Origin of the sequence: Streptomyces purpurascens, assembly GCF_045040895.1 — a bacterium.
GTDB classification, from domain to species: domain Bacteria; phylum Actinomycetota; class Actinomycetes; order Streptomycetales; family Streptomycetaceae; genus Streptomyces; species Streptomyces purpurascens.
In genome coordinates, this window is sequence record NZ_CP108341.1 from 5,901,504 (window position 1) to 5,916,897 (window position 15,394).

16 protein-coding genes are annotated in these 15,394 nt (G+C 70.9%); 10 read left to right on the plus strand and 6 right to left on the minus strand.

Going from position 1 to position 15,394, the window contains the following annotated elements; translation table 11 throughout:
• The first annotated feature begins 50 nt into the window (after positions 1-50).
• From OHU35_RS27040 to OHU35_RS27065, 6 genes are all read left to right on the plus strand, one after another.
• Positions 51-1,622 carry an ABC transporter ATP-binding protein gene (locus OHU35_RS27040; protein WP_189722865.1) on the plus strand — a complete coding sequence of 524 codons (1,572 nt, stop codon included), beginning with the start codon at positions 51-53 and terminating at the stop codon, positions 1,620-1,622.
• Positions 1,622-2,743: an ABC transporter permease gene (locus OHU35_RS27045; RefSeq protein ID WP_405507195.1), complete on the plus strand. Its 1,122-nt coding sequence runs from the start codon at positions 1,622-1,624 to the stop codon at positions 2,741-2,743. The genes OHU35_RS27040 and OHU35_RS27045 overlap by 1 nt, the downstream gene beginning before the upstream one ends.
• Positions 2,740-4,005 (plus strand): ABC transporter permease, encoded by a 1,266-nt coding sequence (locus OHU35_RS27050; RefSeq protein WP_359886943.1) that lies wholly within the window; start codon positions 2,740-2,742, stop codon positions 4,003-4,005. Before OHU35_RS27045 ends, OHU35_RS27050 begins: the two co-directional genes overlap by 4 nt.
• Positions 4,002-4,406, plus strand: coding sequence for a cytidine deaminase (locus tag OHU35_RS27055; protein WP_405507197.1), 405 nt, complete (start codon positions 4,002-4,004; stop codon positions 4,404-4,406). Before OHU35_RS27050 ends, OHU35_RS27055 begins: the two co-directional genes overlap by 4 nt.
• An 84-nt stretch (positions 4,407-4,490) precedes the next feature.
• A complete protein-coding gene (locus OHU35_RS27060) occupies positions 4,491-5,768 on the plus strand; it encodes a thymidine phosphorylase (RefSeq protein WP_405509336.1) in 1,278 nt (425 codons plus the stop codon).
• Positions 5,769-5,863: 95 nt separating this feature from the next.
• On the plus strand, positions 5,864-6,448 hold the full coding sequence (locus OHU35_RS27065; protein WP_359886938.1) for a Uma2 family endonuclease: 585 nt from the start codon (positions 5,864-5,866) through the stop codon (positions 6,446-6,448).
• Position 6,449: 1 nt separating this feature from the next.
• On the opposite strand, the gene OHU35_RS27070 is transcribed toward OHU35_RS27065, so the two are convergent.
• The gene (locus OHU35_RS27070) at positions 6,450-7,376 is read right to left on the minus strand and encodes an AEC family transporter (protein WP_189722870.1); all 927 of its coding nucleotides are present in this window, start codon (positions 7,374-7,376) and stop codon (positions 6,450-6,452) included.
• A 138-nt stretch (positions 7,377-7,514) separates the two neighbouring features.
• Here OHU35_RS27070 and OHU35_RS27075 point away from each other — a divergent pair, with 138 nt between their 5' ends.
• A complete protein-coding gene (locus OHU35_RS27075; protein WP_405507199.1) occupies positions 7,515-7,901 on the plus strand; it encodes an STAS domain-containing protein in 387 nt (128 codons plus the stop codon).
• On the opposite strand, the gene OHU35_RS27080 is transcribed toward OHU35_RS27075, so the two are convergent.
• The 3 genes from OHU35_RS27080 to OHU35_RS27090 all read right to left on the minus strand — a co-directional run bounded on the left by OHU35_RS27080 (position 7,785) and on the right by OHU35_RS27090 (position 11,464).
• Complete coding sequence (locus OHU35_RS27080) at positions 7,785-8,801, minus strand: sigma-70 family RNA polymerase sigma factor (protein WP_189722872.1); 1,017 nt, start codon at positions 8,799-8,801, stop codon at positions 7,785-7,787. The genes OHU35_RS27075 and OHU35_RS27080 overlap by 117 nt on opposite strands.
• Positions 8,802-8,941: 140 nt before the next feature.
• Positions 8,942-10,093, minus strand: coding sequence for a DNA polymerase III subunit beta (gene dnaN / locus OHU35_RS27085; protein ID WP_405507201.1), 1,152 nt, complete (start codon positions 10,091-10,093; stop codon positions 8,942-8,944).
• 99 nt (positions 10,094-10,192) lie between these two features.
• Entirely contained in the window at positions 10,193-11,464 is a 1,272-nt protein-coding gene (locus OHU35_RS27090) for an MFS transporter (RefSeq protein WP_189722874.1), read from the minus strand.
• A 63-nt stretch (positions 11,465-11,527) separates the two neighbouring features.
• On the opposite strand from OHU35_RS27090, the gene OHU35_RS27095 reads away from it, so the two are divergent.
• Positions 11,528-12,487, plus strand: a complete 960-nt coding sequence (locus tag OHU35_RS27095) for a LysR family transcriptional regulator (RefSeq protein ID WP_189722875.1) — start codon at positions 11,528-11,530, stop codon at positions 12,485-12,487.
• Positions 12,488-12,561: 74 nt separating this feature from the next.
• On the opposite strand, the gene OHU35_RS27100 is transcribed toward OHU35_RS27095, so the two are convergent.
• Positions 12,562-13,323: an alpha/beta hydrolase gene (locus OHU35_RS27100; protein ID WP_359886924.1), complete on the minus strand. Its 762-nt coding sequence runs from the start codon at positions 13,321-13,323 to the stop codon at positions 12,562-12,564.
• A gap of 123 nt (positions 13,324-13,446) precedes the next feature.
• Between OHU35_RS27100 and OHU35_RS27105 the strand changes: the two genes are divergently transcribed.
• The gene (locus OHU35_RS27105; protein WP_189722877.1) at positions 13,447-14,604 is read left to right on the plus strand and encodes an adenosine deaminase; all 1,158 of its coding nucleotides are present in this window, start codon (positions 13,447-13,449) and stop codon (positions 14,602-14,604) included.
• Between the two features lie 142 nt (positions 14,605-14,746).
• Positions 14,747-15,073 carry an ATP-binding protein gene (locus OHU35_RS27110; protein ID WP_189722878.1) on the plus strand — a complete coding sequence of 109 codons (327 nt, stop codon included), beginning with the start codon at positions 14,747-14,749 and terminating at the stop codon, positions 15,071-15,073.
• An 85-nt stretch (positions 15,074-15,158) separates the two neighbouring features.
• Here OHU35_RS27110 and OHU35_RS27115 read toward each other — a convergent pair whose 3' ends face one another.
• Positions 15,159-15,371: a PspC domain-containing protein gene (locus tag OHU35_RS27115; protein ID WP_189722879.1), complete on the minus strand. Its 213-nt coding sequence runs from the start codon at positions 15,369-15,371 to the stop codon at positions 15,159-15,161.
• Between the last annotated feature and the right edge of the window lie 23 nt (positions 15,372-15,394).

The window sequence follows — 15,394 nt, forward strand, 5'->3', positions numbered from 1 at the left end:
TTATCAACGCGTCCAGCAGCCCTCCGGCCGGAGCGGCGGTCAACGAATCGGTGACCGCCGTCGAACTCGCCGGGATCACCAAGCGTTTCCCCGGCGTCGTGGCCAACCACGACATCCACCTCAGCGTCCGCAAGGGCACCGTCCACGCCCTTGTCGGCGAGAACGGCGCGGGCAAGTCGACGCTGATGAAGATCCTCTACGGCATGCAGAAGCCGGACGAGGGCACCATCGCCGTCGACGGCGAGCAGGTGGCATTCTCGTCGCCGGCCGACGCCATCGCCCGCGGCATCGGCATGGTTCACCAGCACTTCATGCTCGCCGACAACCTCACGGTCCTCGAGAACGTGGTGCTCGGCAGCGAGAAGCTCTACGGCATCGGCGCCAAGGCCCGCCGCAAGATCAAGGAGCTCTCCGAGCGCTACGGCCTCGACGTGAAGCCCGACCTCCTGGTCGAGGAGCTCGGCGTCGCCGCCCGCCAGCGCGTGGAGATCCTCAAGGTCCTCTACCGCGGCGCCACCACGCTGATCCTCGACGAGCCCACGGCCGTCCTGGTGCCGCAGGAGGTCGACGCCCTCTTCGCCAACCTGCGCGAACTGAAGTCCGAGGGCCTGTCGGTCATCTTCATCTCGCACAAGCTCGGCGAAGTGCTCTCCGTCGCCGACGAGATCACCGTCATCCGCCGCGGCACCACCGTCGGTACGGCCGTCCCCGCCGAGACGACCCCGCGCCAGCTCGCCGAGATGATGGTGGGCAGCGAACTGCCCACGCCCGAGACGGCCGAGTCCACGGTCACCGACCGTCCGGTCATCACCGTCGACCAGCTGCGCCTGGCGGCCCCCGGCGGCAAGGCCCTCCTCGACCACATCAGCTTCACCATCCACGCGGGCGAGGTCCTCGGCATCGCCGGTGTCGAGGGCAACGGCCAGACCGAGCTGGTCGACGCGCTCATCGGCCTGAAGCACGCCGACTCCGGCACGATCACCCTCGTCGAAGAGGAGATCACCGCCTGGCCCACCCGCAGGCGCCGCGAGCAGGGCATCGGCTACATCCCCGAGGACCGGCACCGCCACGGCCTGCTCCTGGAGGCACCCCTCTGGGAGAACCGCATCCTCGGTCACGTCACCGAGAAGCCCCTCGCCAAGGGCGTCTGGCTGGACCCGAAGGCCGCCCAGGAGGACACCCGCCGGATCGTGACGGCGTACGACGTCCGTACCCCCGGCATCGACGTCACCGCCGCCTCCCTCTCCGGCGGCAACCAGCAAAAGCTCATCGTGGGCCGCGAGATGAGCCACAAGCCCCGCTTCCTCATCGCCGCCCACCCCACCCGGGGCGTGGACGTCGGCGCCCAGGCCGCCATCTGGGACCACATCCGCGAGGCCCGCCGCGAGGGCCTGGCCGTGCTGCTGATCTCCGCCGACCTGGACGAGCTGATCGGCCTGTCCGACACCCTGCGCGTGATCTACAACGGCCGGCTGGTCGCGGACGCCGACCCGGCCACCATCACCCCCGAGGAGCTCGGCTCGGCCATGACCGGTGCCGCGACCGGACACCTCGAGCACGAAGAGACCCCCGAGATCTCGAAGGCCGACGCCCCCGAGTCTCCGGAAGACGAGGCCCGCTGATGAAGAAGTTCGACAAGGAGCGCGTGCTCCTCGCGGTGGCCGGGCCGGTCATCGCGCTCGCCGTGGCCTTCGTCCTGATCGCGATCGTGCTGGTCGCGTCGGGCAAGAACCCCATCGAGCCGTTCGCCCTGATGTTTGAGCAGCTCGGCTTCTCCGACATCCAGGTGCTGATCATCAACCAGGCGTCGATGTACTACATCGCGGCGCTCGCGGTGGCCATCGGCTTCCGGATGAACCTGTTCAACATCGGCGTCGACGGCCAGTACCAGCTCGCCGCCATGATGGCCGCCGTCGTCGGCGCCCACGTGAGCATGCCGGCCGCGATCCAGGTGCCGCTGCTGCTCCTGACCGCCGTCCTCACCGGCGCCTTCTGGGCCGGCATCGCCGGTGTCCTCAAGGTCACCCGTGGCGTCAGCGAGGTCGTCGCCACGATCATGCTCAACGCGATCGCCACCTCGGTGATCGCCTACCTGTGGCTGCCGGACGTCTTCGGCGTGAAGGTCGGCAACAACAACACCACCGGCGAGATGGACGAGTCCGGCTGGATCCCCGGCATCGGCATGGGCGCGGCCGGCGAGATCTACGGCCTGGTCCTGCTCGCCGTCCTGCTCGGCATCGGCTACTGGGTCGTCCTCAACCGCACCCGCTTCGGCTTCGACCTGCGCGCCTCCGGCGCCTCGTCGACCGCGGCCGCGGCCAGCGGCGTCGACCCCAAGCGCATGGTGCTGACCGCCATGCTGCTCTCCGGCGGCCTCGCGGGCCTGGCCGGCCTGCCGATCCTGCTCGGCGACACCCACACCTACAGCCTGAACTTCCCCACCGGCATCGGCTTCCTCGGCATTGGCATCGCCCTGCTCGGCCGCAACAGCCCGGTCGGCATCGCCTTCGCCGCCCTGCTGTGGGCCTGGCTCGACAAGGCCTCGCCCGAACTGGACTTCCACGGCTACGACAAGGAGATCGCGGTCATCATGCAGGGCCTGATCGTGCTCTCGGTCGTCGTCTCCTACGAGGCCGTCCGCGAATGGGGCCTGCGCCGCCAGCAGCGCCGGGTCGGCGCCGAACTGGCCGCCGGTCACGTCCTCGGCACCCACAACACCACGAAGGAGGTGGCTGGCCGATGACGACCGTGACCGACCTCAACCAGCCCACGCTGCAGCCCGCGGCGCCCACCGGCCGCCGCCTGTCGTGGCCCGTCCTGCTGCTGGTCATCGCCGGCGGCCTGGCGCTGACCTCGATCGTCCGCATCATCACCGGCGCCGACGGCATCACCAACGTCAGCCAGATGTCCACCGCGCTCCAGCTCGCCGTGCCGATCGGCCTCGCCGGTCTCGGCGGCCTGTGGGCCGAGCGCGCGGGCGTCGTCAACATCGGCCTCGAGGGCATGATGATCCTCGGCACCTGGTTCGGCGCCTGGGCCGGATTCCAGTGGGGCCCGTGGACCGGTGTCCTGGTGGGCATCGCGGGCGGCGCGATCGGCGGCCTGCTGCACGCCTTCGTCACCGTCACCTTCAACGTCAACCACATCGTCTCCGGTGTGGCCATCAACATCCTCGCCCTCGGCGCCACCCGCTACCTCGCGCCCCTCGCCTTCGAGGGCCACACCGGCGGCTCCGCCAAGCAGTCCCCGGCGGTGGACTCCCTCGGCAACTTCACGGTGCCGGGCCTTTCCGACGCCCTGCGGGACCTCAACGCCCACGGCTGGTTCCTGATCTCGGACATCGCCGGCCTGCTCGGCGGCCTGGTCACCAACGTCTCCTGGCTGACCCTGATCGCCATCGCGCTGATCCCCGCCACCTGGTGGATCCTGTGGCGCACCGCCTTCGGCCTGCGGCTGCGCTCCTGCGGCGAGAACCCCGTCGCCGCCGAGTCCCTCGGCGTCAACGTCTACAAGTACAAGTACATCGCCGTGATCATCTCCGGCGGTCTGGCCGGCCTCGGCGGTGCCTTCCTGTCCATCGTGGCCAACCCCTTCTACCTGGAGGGCCAGGTCAGCGGCCGCGGTTACATCGGCCTCGCCGCGATGATCTTCGGCAACTGGATGCCCGGCGGCCTCGCCATCGGCGCGGGCCTGTTCGGCTACACCGACAGCCTCAACCTGCGCGGCGGCTCGGCCAACGTCCACGCCCTGCTGTTGCTCGGCGCGCTCCTGCTGCTCATCGGCGCCATCTGGCTGGTGGTCCGCAAGAAGTACGTCCAGGCCGTGATCACCCTGATCGTCGGCGGCCTGGTGTTCGCCTGGTACGCGACCACCGACGAGGTCCCGAACCAGGTCGTCTCCGCCACGCCGTACGTCATCACCCTGGTGGTGCTCGCCCTGTCCGCGCAGCGCCTGCGGATGCCGAAGGCGGACGGCATGCCCTACCGGAAGGGGCAAGGCAAGTGACCGGCGCCGGCCCGGCCGTCGACTGGGAGAAGCTGCGCGCGGTGGCCCGGGACGCCATGTCCCGGGCGTACGCCCCGTACTCCGGCTACCCGGTGGGCGTGGCCGCCCTGGTCGACGACGGCCGGATCATCTCCGGCTGCAACGTCGAGAACGCCTCGTACGGACTGGGCCTGTGCGCCGAGTGCGGCCTGGTGTCGGAGCTGCACAACACCGGCGGCGGCCGCCTGACGCACTTCACCTGCGTCGACCGCGACGGCGCCCCGCTCGTCCCGTGCGGCCGCTGCCGCCAGCTGCTGCACGAGTTCGGCGGCCCGGACCTGCTGCTGGAGACCCCGGCGGGCATCGTGCCGCTGTTTCAAATGCTGCCCCAGGCCTTCGGCCCCGGCCACCTCAGCAAGTAGTCATTCCCGTACGGCCCCTCCGAGTCGCTCAGGAGGGGCCGTACGGCTTCTGGAAATCCTCGGAAGGAAGCCCAAGCCATGGCCATGGACGCCATCTCCGTCATCCGCACCAAGCGGGACCGCGGCGAACTCAGTGACGACCAGATCGACTGGGTCATCGACGCGTACACCCGCGGGGAGGTGGCCGACGAGCAGATGTCCGCCCTCGCGATGGCCATCCTGCTCAACGGCATGAACCGCCGTGAGATCGCCCGCTGGACCGCCGCGATGATCGCCTCCGGCGAGCGCATGGACTTCTCGTCCCTGTCCCGCCCGACGGCCGACAAGCACTCCACGGGCGGTGTGGGCGACAAGATCACGCTCCCGCTGGCCCCCCTGGTCGCCGCCTGCGGGGCCGCCGTACCCCAGCTCTCGGGCCGCGGCCTCGGCCACACCGGCGGCACGCTGGACAAGCTGGAGTCCATCCCCGGCTGGCGGGCCCTGCTCTCCAACGAGCAGATGCTGAACGTCCTGGACACCACCGGCGCGGTGATCTGCGCGGCGGGCGACGGCCTGGCCCCCGCGGACAAGAAGCTCTACGCACTCCGCGACGTCACCGGCACGGTCGAGGCGATCCCCCTGATCGCCTCCTCGATCATGTCGAAGAAGATCGCCGAGGGCACGGGCTCGCTGGTCCTGGACGTCAAGGTCGGCACGGGCGCCTTCATGAAGACTCTGGCCGACGCCCGCGAACTGGCCTCCACGATGGTCGGCCTGGGCACGGACCACGGTGTGCGCACGGTCGCCCTGCTCACGGACATGTCGACCCCGCTCGGCCTCACCGCCGGCAACGCCCTGGAGGTCCGCGAGTCGGTGGAGGTCCTGGCGGGCGGTGGCCCGGCCGACGTCGTGGAACTGACTCTGGCGCTGGCCCGCGAAATGCTGGACGCCGCCGGACTGAAGGACGCCGACCCGGCGAAGGCCCTGGCCGACGGCTCCGCGATGGACGTCTGGCGCCGCATGATCTCCGCCCAGGGCGGCGACCCGGACGCGGAGCTGCCGGTGGCCCGTGAGCAGCACGTGATCAAGGCGGCCGCCTCGGGCACCCTGACCCGCCTCGACGCCTACGACATCGGCATCGCCGCCTGGCGCCTCGGCGCGGGCCGCGCCCGCAAGGAGGACCCGGTCCAGGCGGGCGCGGGCGTGGAGATGCACGCCAAGCCGGGCGACACGGTGACGGAGGGCCAGCCCCTCCTCACCCTCCACACGGACACCCCCGAACGCTTCGAGTACGCCCTCCAGGCGATCGAGGGCTCCTACGACATCGCAGCGCCGGGGACGGACTTCACGGCGTCGCCGGTCGTGCTGGAGCGTATCGCCTGAGCTGCGGTTTCCTCCTTCGGGTGAACGGGATCGGTGGACCCCCGCCGGTCCCGTTCGGCATGCTGGACTCGGTGACGCACCGATAGGAGATCGCCATGAGCGCACTCACCGTGAGCCAGGACCCCGAGCAGAGCTGGGACGACCTCGTCCGGTTCTGGGAGGAGATGGAATGGCCTGAGGGCAGCAAGGTGGAGATCATCGAGGGGATCATCACCGTGTCACCTGCTCCCGCGTACCGCCACAACGTGATCGCGGCCCGCATCCAGCGGCGCCTCTATTCGGTGATCCCCGAAGACTGGGAGGTCTTCCAGACACTTGCGATCGCCGTGCCGTCACGTCTGGGCATGCTCATCCCGGATCTTGTTGTGGCTCCTGTACGTGAGGATGCCGACACGGACACTCATATCCCGGCCGCCCTCGCCGAACTCGTCGTAGAAGTCACGTCCAAGTCCAACGCGCGCCACGACCGAATCAGCAAGCCCGCGGCCTATGCCACGGGCGGGGTTCCGCTCTACCTCCTCGTCGACCGTTGGGCCCCCGACGGCCCCACTGCAACGCTCTACGGGGAGCCCAAGGGTGATGTCTACCGGCCTCTGAGCACCGCTAAGTTCGGCGAATCCATCAAGCTGCCCGCTCCCTTCGACCTCGTCATCGACACCGGCGAGTTCCCCGACAGCTGACTCACCCCAGCAACGCCGCCACCACCACAAGCACCGGCACCGCCAGCACCGTCGACAGCAGAATCGCCTCCCTCGCCAGTACCTCGCCCACCCGGTAGCTGCTCGCGTAGGTGAACAGGTTCTGGGCGGCCGGCAGGGCGGAGGTCACCACCACGTCGAGCAGGGACGCTCCGTGGAGGCCGAAGACGCCCGTGGCCAGGGCCCAGGCGATCAGCGGCTGGGCGATGGCCTTGAGGACAACGGCCAGCAGGACGGGGGCCCGTTCCGCGCCGCGCAGGGGGAGTGTGCTGCCGCGCAGGGAGATGCCGAAGGCCAGGAGGACCGCCGGGACGGACATGTTGCCGATCAGGGTCAGGGGGTCCATCAGCGGGCCCGGGACGTGGAGGCCGGTCGCCGACGCCGCCACCCCGGCCAGGGAGCCCAGCGCTATCGGGTTGCGGAGCGGCGTGAGCAGGCTCTGCCACAGGGGGCGCTTGTCCTCGTCCCCGACGGTCGCCAGGTCCAGGACCGTCAGCGCCACCGGTGTGACGGCGACCAGCTGGAACAGCAGCACCGGCGCGACCAGCGACGCGTCGCCCAGGACGTACACGGCGATCGGGATGCCGAGGTTCCCCGAGTTGACGTAGCTGGAGCACAGGGCACCGATCGTCGTCCTGCCCACACCCCACCCGCGCACGGCACCCACCGCCACGAACACCCCCGCCGCCGCTGCCGTGCTCATCGCCGTGACCAGCAGCCGGTCGGAGAAGATCACCGACAGGTCGGCCTGCGCGAGCGTCGTGAAGAGCAGCGCCGGAGACGCCACGTGGAAGGCCAGCTTCGTCAGGACCTCGCGGCCCCCGTCGCCCAGGTAGCCGCGGCGGCCGATGAGATAGCCGACCCCGATGACCACGGCGATGACCGCGAACCCGCTCAGCACTCCCTGCACGACGCCCCCTCACCGGCGAGGAAGGCATCAGGCAGCGCGGGAGGGGCAGGTGCATGGGGCATACAGCCAACCCTCCGGGGAAGGCCATGTCCCGGTCAATGTGATCTTTGCAGCGCGCCGACAGGAAGGACCGTCGCGATGAGTTACAGCCGCCCGCCCGGTCTACCGATCGTGGACGCCATGACACCCCCCGTGCTCGTGCTGCCCGGCCCCGTCACCCGGGACGAGGTGAGAGGGCTGAGCGACGACGTACGGGCACTGCTGCACACCAGCGGTGCCCGGGTCGTGGTGTGCGATGTCGCAGGCCTGGGGCCACCGGGCCTCGCCACCGTCGACGTGCTGGCGCGGCTCCAGCTCGCCGCCCGCCGGGCAGGAGGCCGGATCAGGCTCCGCGACCCCGACCCGGCCCTAGGCGCCCTGCTCGAGCTGGTCGGCCTCCGCTTCGAGACGGAGGGGCAGGTCGAAGAGCGGGAACCAGCGCTCGGTGTCGAGGAAGCAGTGGAACCCGGTGATCCGGCCGTCTGAGATCTCCAGCACCTGGACCGCCCAGGGCATGAAGCCGCCGCCCTCCGGGTCGGGCTTGTACTGGGCGAACCCCGGCAGCCCGTTCACCCGGACCGGCACCAGCCGGGAGCCCGCGCAGGGCGCGCCGAGCGTGGTCATGAAGCCGGTGATGTCCTTGACGCCGGTCAGCCACAGGTCGAACGGCGGCATCGTCATGACCGCGTCCTCGTGCAGCAGGGCCGTCAGCGCCGTCATGTCGTAGCCCTCGAAGGCCGCCACATAGCGATCCAGCAACTTCTGCTGGTCCTCGTCCAGCGGGTCGGACACGACCGCGTCGGCGCCCGGCTCCTGCCGCTCGGCCAGGGTGGCGCGGGCCCGCTGGAGGGCGCTGTTGACCGACGCCACCGAGGTGTCCAGCAGCTCGGCGACCTCGCTGGCCTTCCAGGCCAGGACCTCGCGCAGGATCAGCACCGCCCGCTGCTTGGCCGGCAGCTGCTGCAGGGCGGCCATGAAGGCGAGCCGCACCGACTCCTTGGCGACCGCCGCCTCCGCCGGATCCCCGGTCGTGGGCAGCACGCGGGCGTCCGGCATCGGCTCCAGCCAGGTGTTGTCCGGGCGGGGGGAGAGGGCCGCCTGGGCGAGCGGGGTGGAATCGGTGAGGTCCATGGGCCTGGCGCGCTTGTTGCCCGCGGTCAGCATGTCCAGGCACACGTTCGTCGCGATGCGGTAGAGCCAGGAGCGCAGGCTGGAGCGGCCCTCGAACTTGTCGTAGCTGCGCCAGGCGCGGACCATCGTGTCCTGCACCGCGTCCTCGGCCTCGAAGGAGGAGCCGAGCATCCGGTAGCAGTACCCGGTCAGCTCGGTCCGGTGTGCCTCCAGCCTGGTGTCCAGGTCCGTCGGTGTCGCCGTGCCGTTCGTCATCGTCCACCCACCCCTGTGGAATGTCTGTCACGCGCCTTTGCGCCCAGTACTCCGGAAGCTACCGCAGCCCACTGACAACGGCCCCCCGAGCGCACAAACGCGCAGACGGGAGCGGCCGCTTCAGACCAGTTGCAGCCGCCTCAGACCAGCTGCTTCACCGACATCAGCAGATGCCGGTGCGCCCCGGCCTCCGCCGTACCCGCCCCGGGGTCCGGCACCCGGTCCGGCACCCCGTGCAGCAGCGCCCGCTGCCCCGCCCCCAGCAGCTCCAGCCGTACCCGCGGGCTCTCGAACGACGTCAGCGCGTCCAGCAGATAGGCCGGGTTGAAGGCCACCGGCATCTCGTCGGCGCCGCTCAGCGTGGCCGGCAGCCGCTGGGCCGCCACGTCGTCCCCGAAGCCTGCGCGCAGCATCACGGACCCGTCGGACGAGAAGTCCAGCCGCACCGGACTGTTCGCCTCCGCCACCACCGCGACCCGCCGCACGGCCTCGGCCAGCCCTTCGCACTCCACCTCGGCGACCGCGGCCCCCGCCATGTCGAACAGCGACTTGTACGTCGGCAGCCGCCCGTCCAGGAGCCGCAGAGCCGTCCGCGTCGGCCCGCCCTCGAAGCCGACCAGCCCGCCCCCACGGGCCGGATCCCACCCGATCACCACGTCCCCGCAGCGCCCCAGCGACCGCGCGACATCCAGCAGCCGCCGCGACGGCAGCAGAGCCTCCACCACCCCGTCGGCCGCCGCCCCCGGCTTCCACTCCAGCCGCCGCACCGCATACCGGTAGCGATCCGAGGCGGACAGTGTCATCTCCCCGCCGTCGAGGCGCAGTTGGACGCCCGTCAGCAGCGGCAGCGTGTCGTCGCGTCCGGCGGCGACCGCGACCTGCGCGACGGCGGTCGCGAACGCGGCGGCGTCCACCGTGCCGTAGGGCGCGGGCGCCACCGGCAGGGCCGGGTACTCGGCGAGCGGCAGCGTGGAGAGACCGAAGCGCGTACCGTCCGCCTCCACCGTGAACCGTGACGTCTCCAGCGCACAGCTCACCGGCCCGTCCGGCAGCACCCGGCTCACGTCCAGCAGCCGCCGCCCCAGGACGAGCACCCGCCCGGGCACCGCGACCTCCGCTTCGGCCTCCACCCGTACCGCCGCCTCGAAGTCGAACCCCGTCACGGCCAGCCGTCCCGCGTCCGCCTCCAGCAGCAGTCCGCCCAGCACCGGCACCGGCGTCCGCGCGGGCAGCGCGCGTACCGACCGGCCCACGGCATCGGCGAACGCCGTACGGTCGATGCGGAACTCCATGAAAAATCCCCCTGCTCGGTCCGGTGGTCAGCGGACGCGGACGTTATCCGTGCCCACTGACAACCGGCCCCGACCAGGGGGAATGCTCCGGCGTACGACTCAGGCGGCCGTGATCAGCCGCCGCTGCAGCCGAGCAGCCCGCGTCCCGAACACCGTGATCGTCACGACGCCGAGCACCGCCAGCAGTCCGACGCCGACCGTCCCGGCCCAGCCGCCCGCGTGGAAGGCGATCGCGCCGACCGTGCTGCCCGCGCTGGAGCCGATGTAGTACGCGGACTGGTACAGCGCCGAGGCCTGCGCGCGGCCGGTCGTGGCCGTCTTGCTGACGGCCGAGGAGGCCACCGCGTGGCCCGCGAAGAAGCCGCCGGTGATGAGGACCAGACCCAGCAGGATCAGCGGCAGGGAGCCGGCGAGGGACAGCAGCAGGCCCGCGGCGGTCGTGCCGCCCGCCGCGTACAGCGCGCCCCGGCGGCCCATCCGGCCCACCAGCCGGCCCGCGGTCGACGCCGACACCGTCCCGACCAGGTACACCAGGAAGATCGAGCCGATGATGCCCTGGGGCAGCGAGAACGGGGCCTCGGTCAGGCGGTAGCCGATGACCGTGTACACGCCGCCGAACACCGTCATGAACAGCGCGCCGATCGCGTACAGCCGGCACAGCAGCGGGTTGGACAGGTGGTCACGGACCGTGCGGGCCAGGACACGCGGGCGCAGCGAGCCCGGCTTGAAGTGCCGGGGGGCGGGGATCAGCGCCCGGAAGGCCACCGCGCAGGCCACGGCGATCGCGCCGATGACACCGACGGCGACCCGCCAGCCCCACTCCTGCGCGACCCAGCCGGTGATGACCCGGCCGCTCATCCCGCCGACGCTGTTGCCCGCGACGAACAGCCCGATCGCGGTGACCAGCGCCTTGGGGCTGACCTCCTCCGCGAGGTACGCGGTCGCCGACGCGGGCAGCCCGGCCAGGGCCGCGCCCTGGAGCGCCCGCAGCACGACCAGCACGCCCAGCGACGGGGCGAAGGGCACCAGCAGCCCGATCGTGACGGCCACGGCCAGTGACCCGGTCATGACCGCACGCCGTCCGAAGCGCTCGGACAGGGCGCTCATCGGCAGGACGAACAGAGCCAGCCCGCCCGTCGCGGCGGCCACCGTCCAGCTCGCGTCGCTCGCCGCCACCCCGAACTCGCCGGAGATCAGCGGGAGCAGCGCCTGGGTGGAGTACAGCAGCGCGAAGGTCGCGACACCCGCGAGGAAGAGCGCGAGGCTCATCCGGCGGTAGCCGGGCCCGCCCGGCGACATACGGGAGTCGGAAGCAGGGACAGAGACATCGGCGCCCACGGTGGTGGACGCCCCGGTACTGGCGGGAGACATGCCTCGAAATTACGTACGGACCCACTGATCCGTCCAATGCATGGAACGGCGATAATCGTTCCCATGGTGCATCAACCCAGTTCAGCGGCTCGCCTGTCACCATCCGGTGACACAGAAGACATGGCAGAGATGTCCAAGGTGCTGGCCCCCCGCCTCGCGTACTTCGCAGGCGTCGCCCGCACCGAGCACGTCACCCGCGCCGCCCAGGAGATGGACGTCCCGCAGTCGACCCTCTCCCGGTCCATGGCCCGCCTGGAGCAGGACCTGGGCGTCGACCTCTTCGCCCGCCACGGCCGTACGGTCTCCCTCACCCCGGCCGGCCGCACCTTCCTCACCTCCGTCGAGCGCGCCCTGGCCGAGGTCGAGCGCGCCGCCGAGGAGGTACGGGCCGACGCCGACCCCTTCACCGGAAAGGTCGCCTTCGGCTTCCTGCACACCATGGGCGCCGAGACCGTCCCTGGCCTCCTCCAGGCCTTCCGCGCCGACCATCCCCGCGTCCGCTTCAGCCTGGTCCAGAACTACGGCGAGGCCATGCTCGAACGCCTCCGCGCCGGCGAACTCGACCTGTGCCTGACGTCCCCCGTCCCCGACGCCCCCGGCCTGGTGGCCCGCCGCCTCGACGAACAGAAACTCCGCCTGGTCGTCCCCGGCGACCACACCCTCGCCACCCGCCGCCGCATCCGCCTCGCGGAAGCCGCCGACGAAACCTTCGTCACCCTCGAACCCGGCTACGGCCTGCGCCGCATCACCGACGACCTCTGCCAGGAGGCGGGCTTCAAGCCCCGCATCGCCTTCGAGGGAGAGGAGGCGGAAACCCTGCGAGGCCTGGTGGCGGCGGGCCTGGGAGTAGCCCTCCTGCCCCCGCCGGCCGTCCCTCGCCCGGGCGTGGTGGAACTGACGGTGACGGCCCCCCGAGCGGTCCGCGAAATCGGCGTGGCCTGGCTGGAGGGCCACCCGGACACACCCCCGGTGGCAGCCTTCAAAAGGTTCCTGCTCTCAAGAAGAGGCAGCTTGCTCCCCTAGTCAGGGGCGCGGGGAACTGCGCGATCAACCACCACGAACCCGCACCCCGAAACCCACAGGCACCTCAAACGGCGCTACCGTCGCAACGAAGAACCAAACCCCGCAGCCAACGGCATCCGCAACCCCAGCGGCGGCGGCGCGGCGAACGCGTCCCGCACAGGCCGGGACACCGCCCGCCCGTACACCGCCCCCATCACGAAGTCCTCGGCCAGCGCCAGCACTTCATCCCGGTACTGGTGCAACCCGTGCCCATCCGCATGCACTTCGAACCGGCACACGTCCCGATTCGCCTTCTTCACCCGCGCCGCCAGCCGGAACGACAACTCGGGATCGGTCCGCTCGTCGTTCGTGCCGTGCACGATCAGCACCTGCCGCCCCACCAGCTGCTTCACCGGTTCGGGTGGCGCCGCCACTTCCTCCTCCGGCAGCCAGGGGGCCAGCGCCAGCACGGAGTTGACGGCCTCGTGCCCACCCGCCCGCAGTCCGGCCCGGCCGCCCATGCCGATCCCCGCGAGGCAGACGGGCACGTCCCCGTAACGCCGTACGACCTCGTCGGCCGCCCACGCGGCATCGGCCGCGAGATTGGCCTCGCCGCCGTTCCAGCCGCGGCAGCGGTAGTGCACCACGTGCGCGACCAGACCCTCGTCCCGGCCCGCGCGGGCCAGCCGGCGCCCCAGGGCGCGTACGGAGGCGGTCGCCAGCATGGGCGACGGTCTGCGGGCGGAGACCTCGTCCCCGTTGGGCAGCAGCAGCACCACGCCGCTCACCGCCGTCGGCTCCGGACCGAGTGTCCTGCCCAGCCGGGCCCTGCGAACCGGCGTCGCTTGGTGTGCCATGACAGAACAGTGTCAGAAGCGCGGGTGTATTCGACCCGTCCTCGGGGTCACCGTTACGTATCGACGAAAACGTAAAGGGGCCGAAGAGGCGCCATCTACGCGCGTAGGAGTTAGAGTGCGGAAATGACGAGCCAGACCATCGCGAACACCCCGACACCGGACCAGATCCGCCGGGCGCCCAAGGTTCTGCTGCACGACCACCTCGACGGCGGCCTGCGCCCCGCCACGATCGTCGAACTCGCCCGCGAGAACGCCTATACCCAGCTCCCCGAGACCGACCCGGAGAAGCTCGGCATCTGGTTCCGGGAGGCCGCCGACTCCGGTTCCCTGGAGCGGTACTTGGAGACCTTCTCCCACACCGTCGGCGTCATGCAGACCCGCGACGCCCTGGTCCGGGTCGCCGCCGAGTGCGCCGAGGACCTCGCCGAGGACGGCGTCGTCTACGCCGAGGTGCGCTACGCCCCCGAGCAGCACCTCGAGGGCGGGCTGAGCCTCGAAGAGGTGGTCGAGGCCGTCAACGAGGGCTTCCGGGAAGGGGAGCGGCGCGCCAGGGAGAACGGCCACCGCATCCGCGTCGGCGCCCTGCTCACCGCCATGCGGCACGCGGCCCGCGCCCTGGAGATCGCCGAACTCGCCAACCGTCACCGGGACCTGGGAGTGGTGGGGTTCGACATCGCCGGTGCCGAGGCCGGCTACCCGCCCACCCGGCACCTGGACGCCTTCGAGTACCTGAAGCGCGAGAACAACCACTTCACCATCCACGCCGGCGAGGCCTTCGGGCTGCCGTCCATCTGGCAGGCCCTCCAGTGGTGCGGCGCCGACCGGCTCGGCCACGGCGTGCGGATCATCGACGACATCCAGGTCCACGAGGACGGCCGGGTCGAACTCGGTCGGCTCGCCTCGTACGTCCGGGACAAGCGCATCCCGCTGGAGCTGTGCCCGAGCTCCAACCTCCAGACCGGGGCGGCCTCCTCGTACGCCGAACACCCCATCGGGCTGCTGCGCCGGCTGCATTTCCGCGCCACCGTCAATACGGACAATCGCCTCATGTCCTACACGAGTATGAGCCGGGAATTCGAGCATCTTGTCGAGGTGTTCGGTTACACGCTCGACGACATGCAGTGGTTCTCAGTCAATGCGATGAAATCAGCGTTCATTCCTTTCGATGAACGACTGGCCATGATCAATGACGTGATCAAGCCCGGATACGCCGAGCTGAAATCCGAATGGCTGTTCCGGCAGACCGCCTCCACCAGCGGCTCTGTGGATTCGGAGGGCTGACCCGGGAGGAAAGGGCGCACAGGGAATGCGGACGGTGTTCACACGCCGTCCGCATTTCGATGTTTGCGGCGGGTGGTGCCGCGTGATTACGGTCGCCGCACCGCTCACACACCCCGTCATCCCATTGCGAGGACGCGTTTTCATGAAGCAGTCTGCTGCCAAGTCCCTCGGTGTCGCCGCTCTCGGTGCCGCCTTCGCCGCCACCGGTGCGGGCGCCGCCGACGCCGCCCCGGCCGTCCCGGACGCCACGCAGGCGCTGGGGGGCGTCACTCAGGCGCTCCCGGCGGAGCAGCTCTCCCAGACGCTGCCGGCGGGCACGGGCGAGGCGGTGGGCCAGGGGCAGAGCCTGGCCGGCACCGGTCTCGCCGCCGCCCAGCCGGTCGCCGGGCAGCTGCTCGCCCAGGGCCCGAACGGCCCGGCCCCCAAGCTGCTCGGCGGGCTCCCGGTGAACGGCATTCCCCTCGCCTGACCCTCCCGCCCGTGCGGACGCACACGCCGACGGGGCGCACCCCTGGACACAGGGTGCGCCCCATCGGCGTTTCAGCGGCGGGCGGTCACCAGGCCGTCTGTGCCTTGTTCTGCACCTTGTCCTCCGAGGGCAGCACGATCCACAGCGCGATGTACAGCAGGAACTGCGGGCCGGGCAGCAGGCAGGAGACCAGGAAGATCACCCGCATCGTCGTGGTGGAGGTGCCGAAGCGCCGTGCCAGCGCGGCGCACACTCCGCCGATCATGCGGCCGTGGGTGGGGCGGGCGAGGCGGGACATGTGCGGCTCCTTCAGCGTCGGTG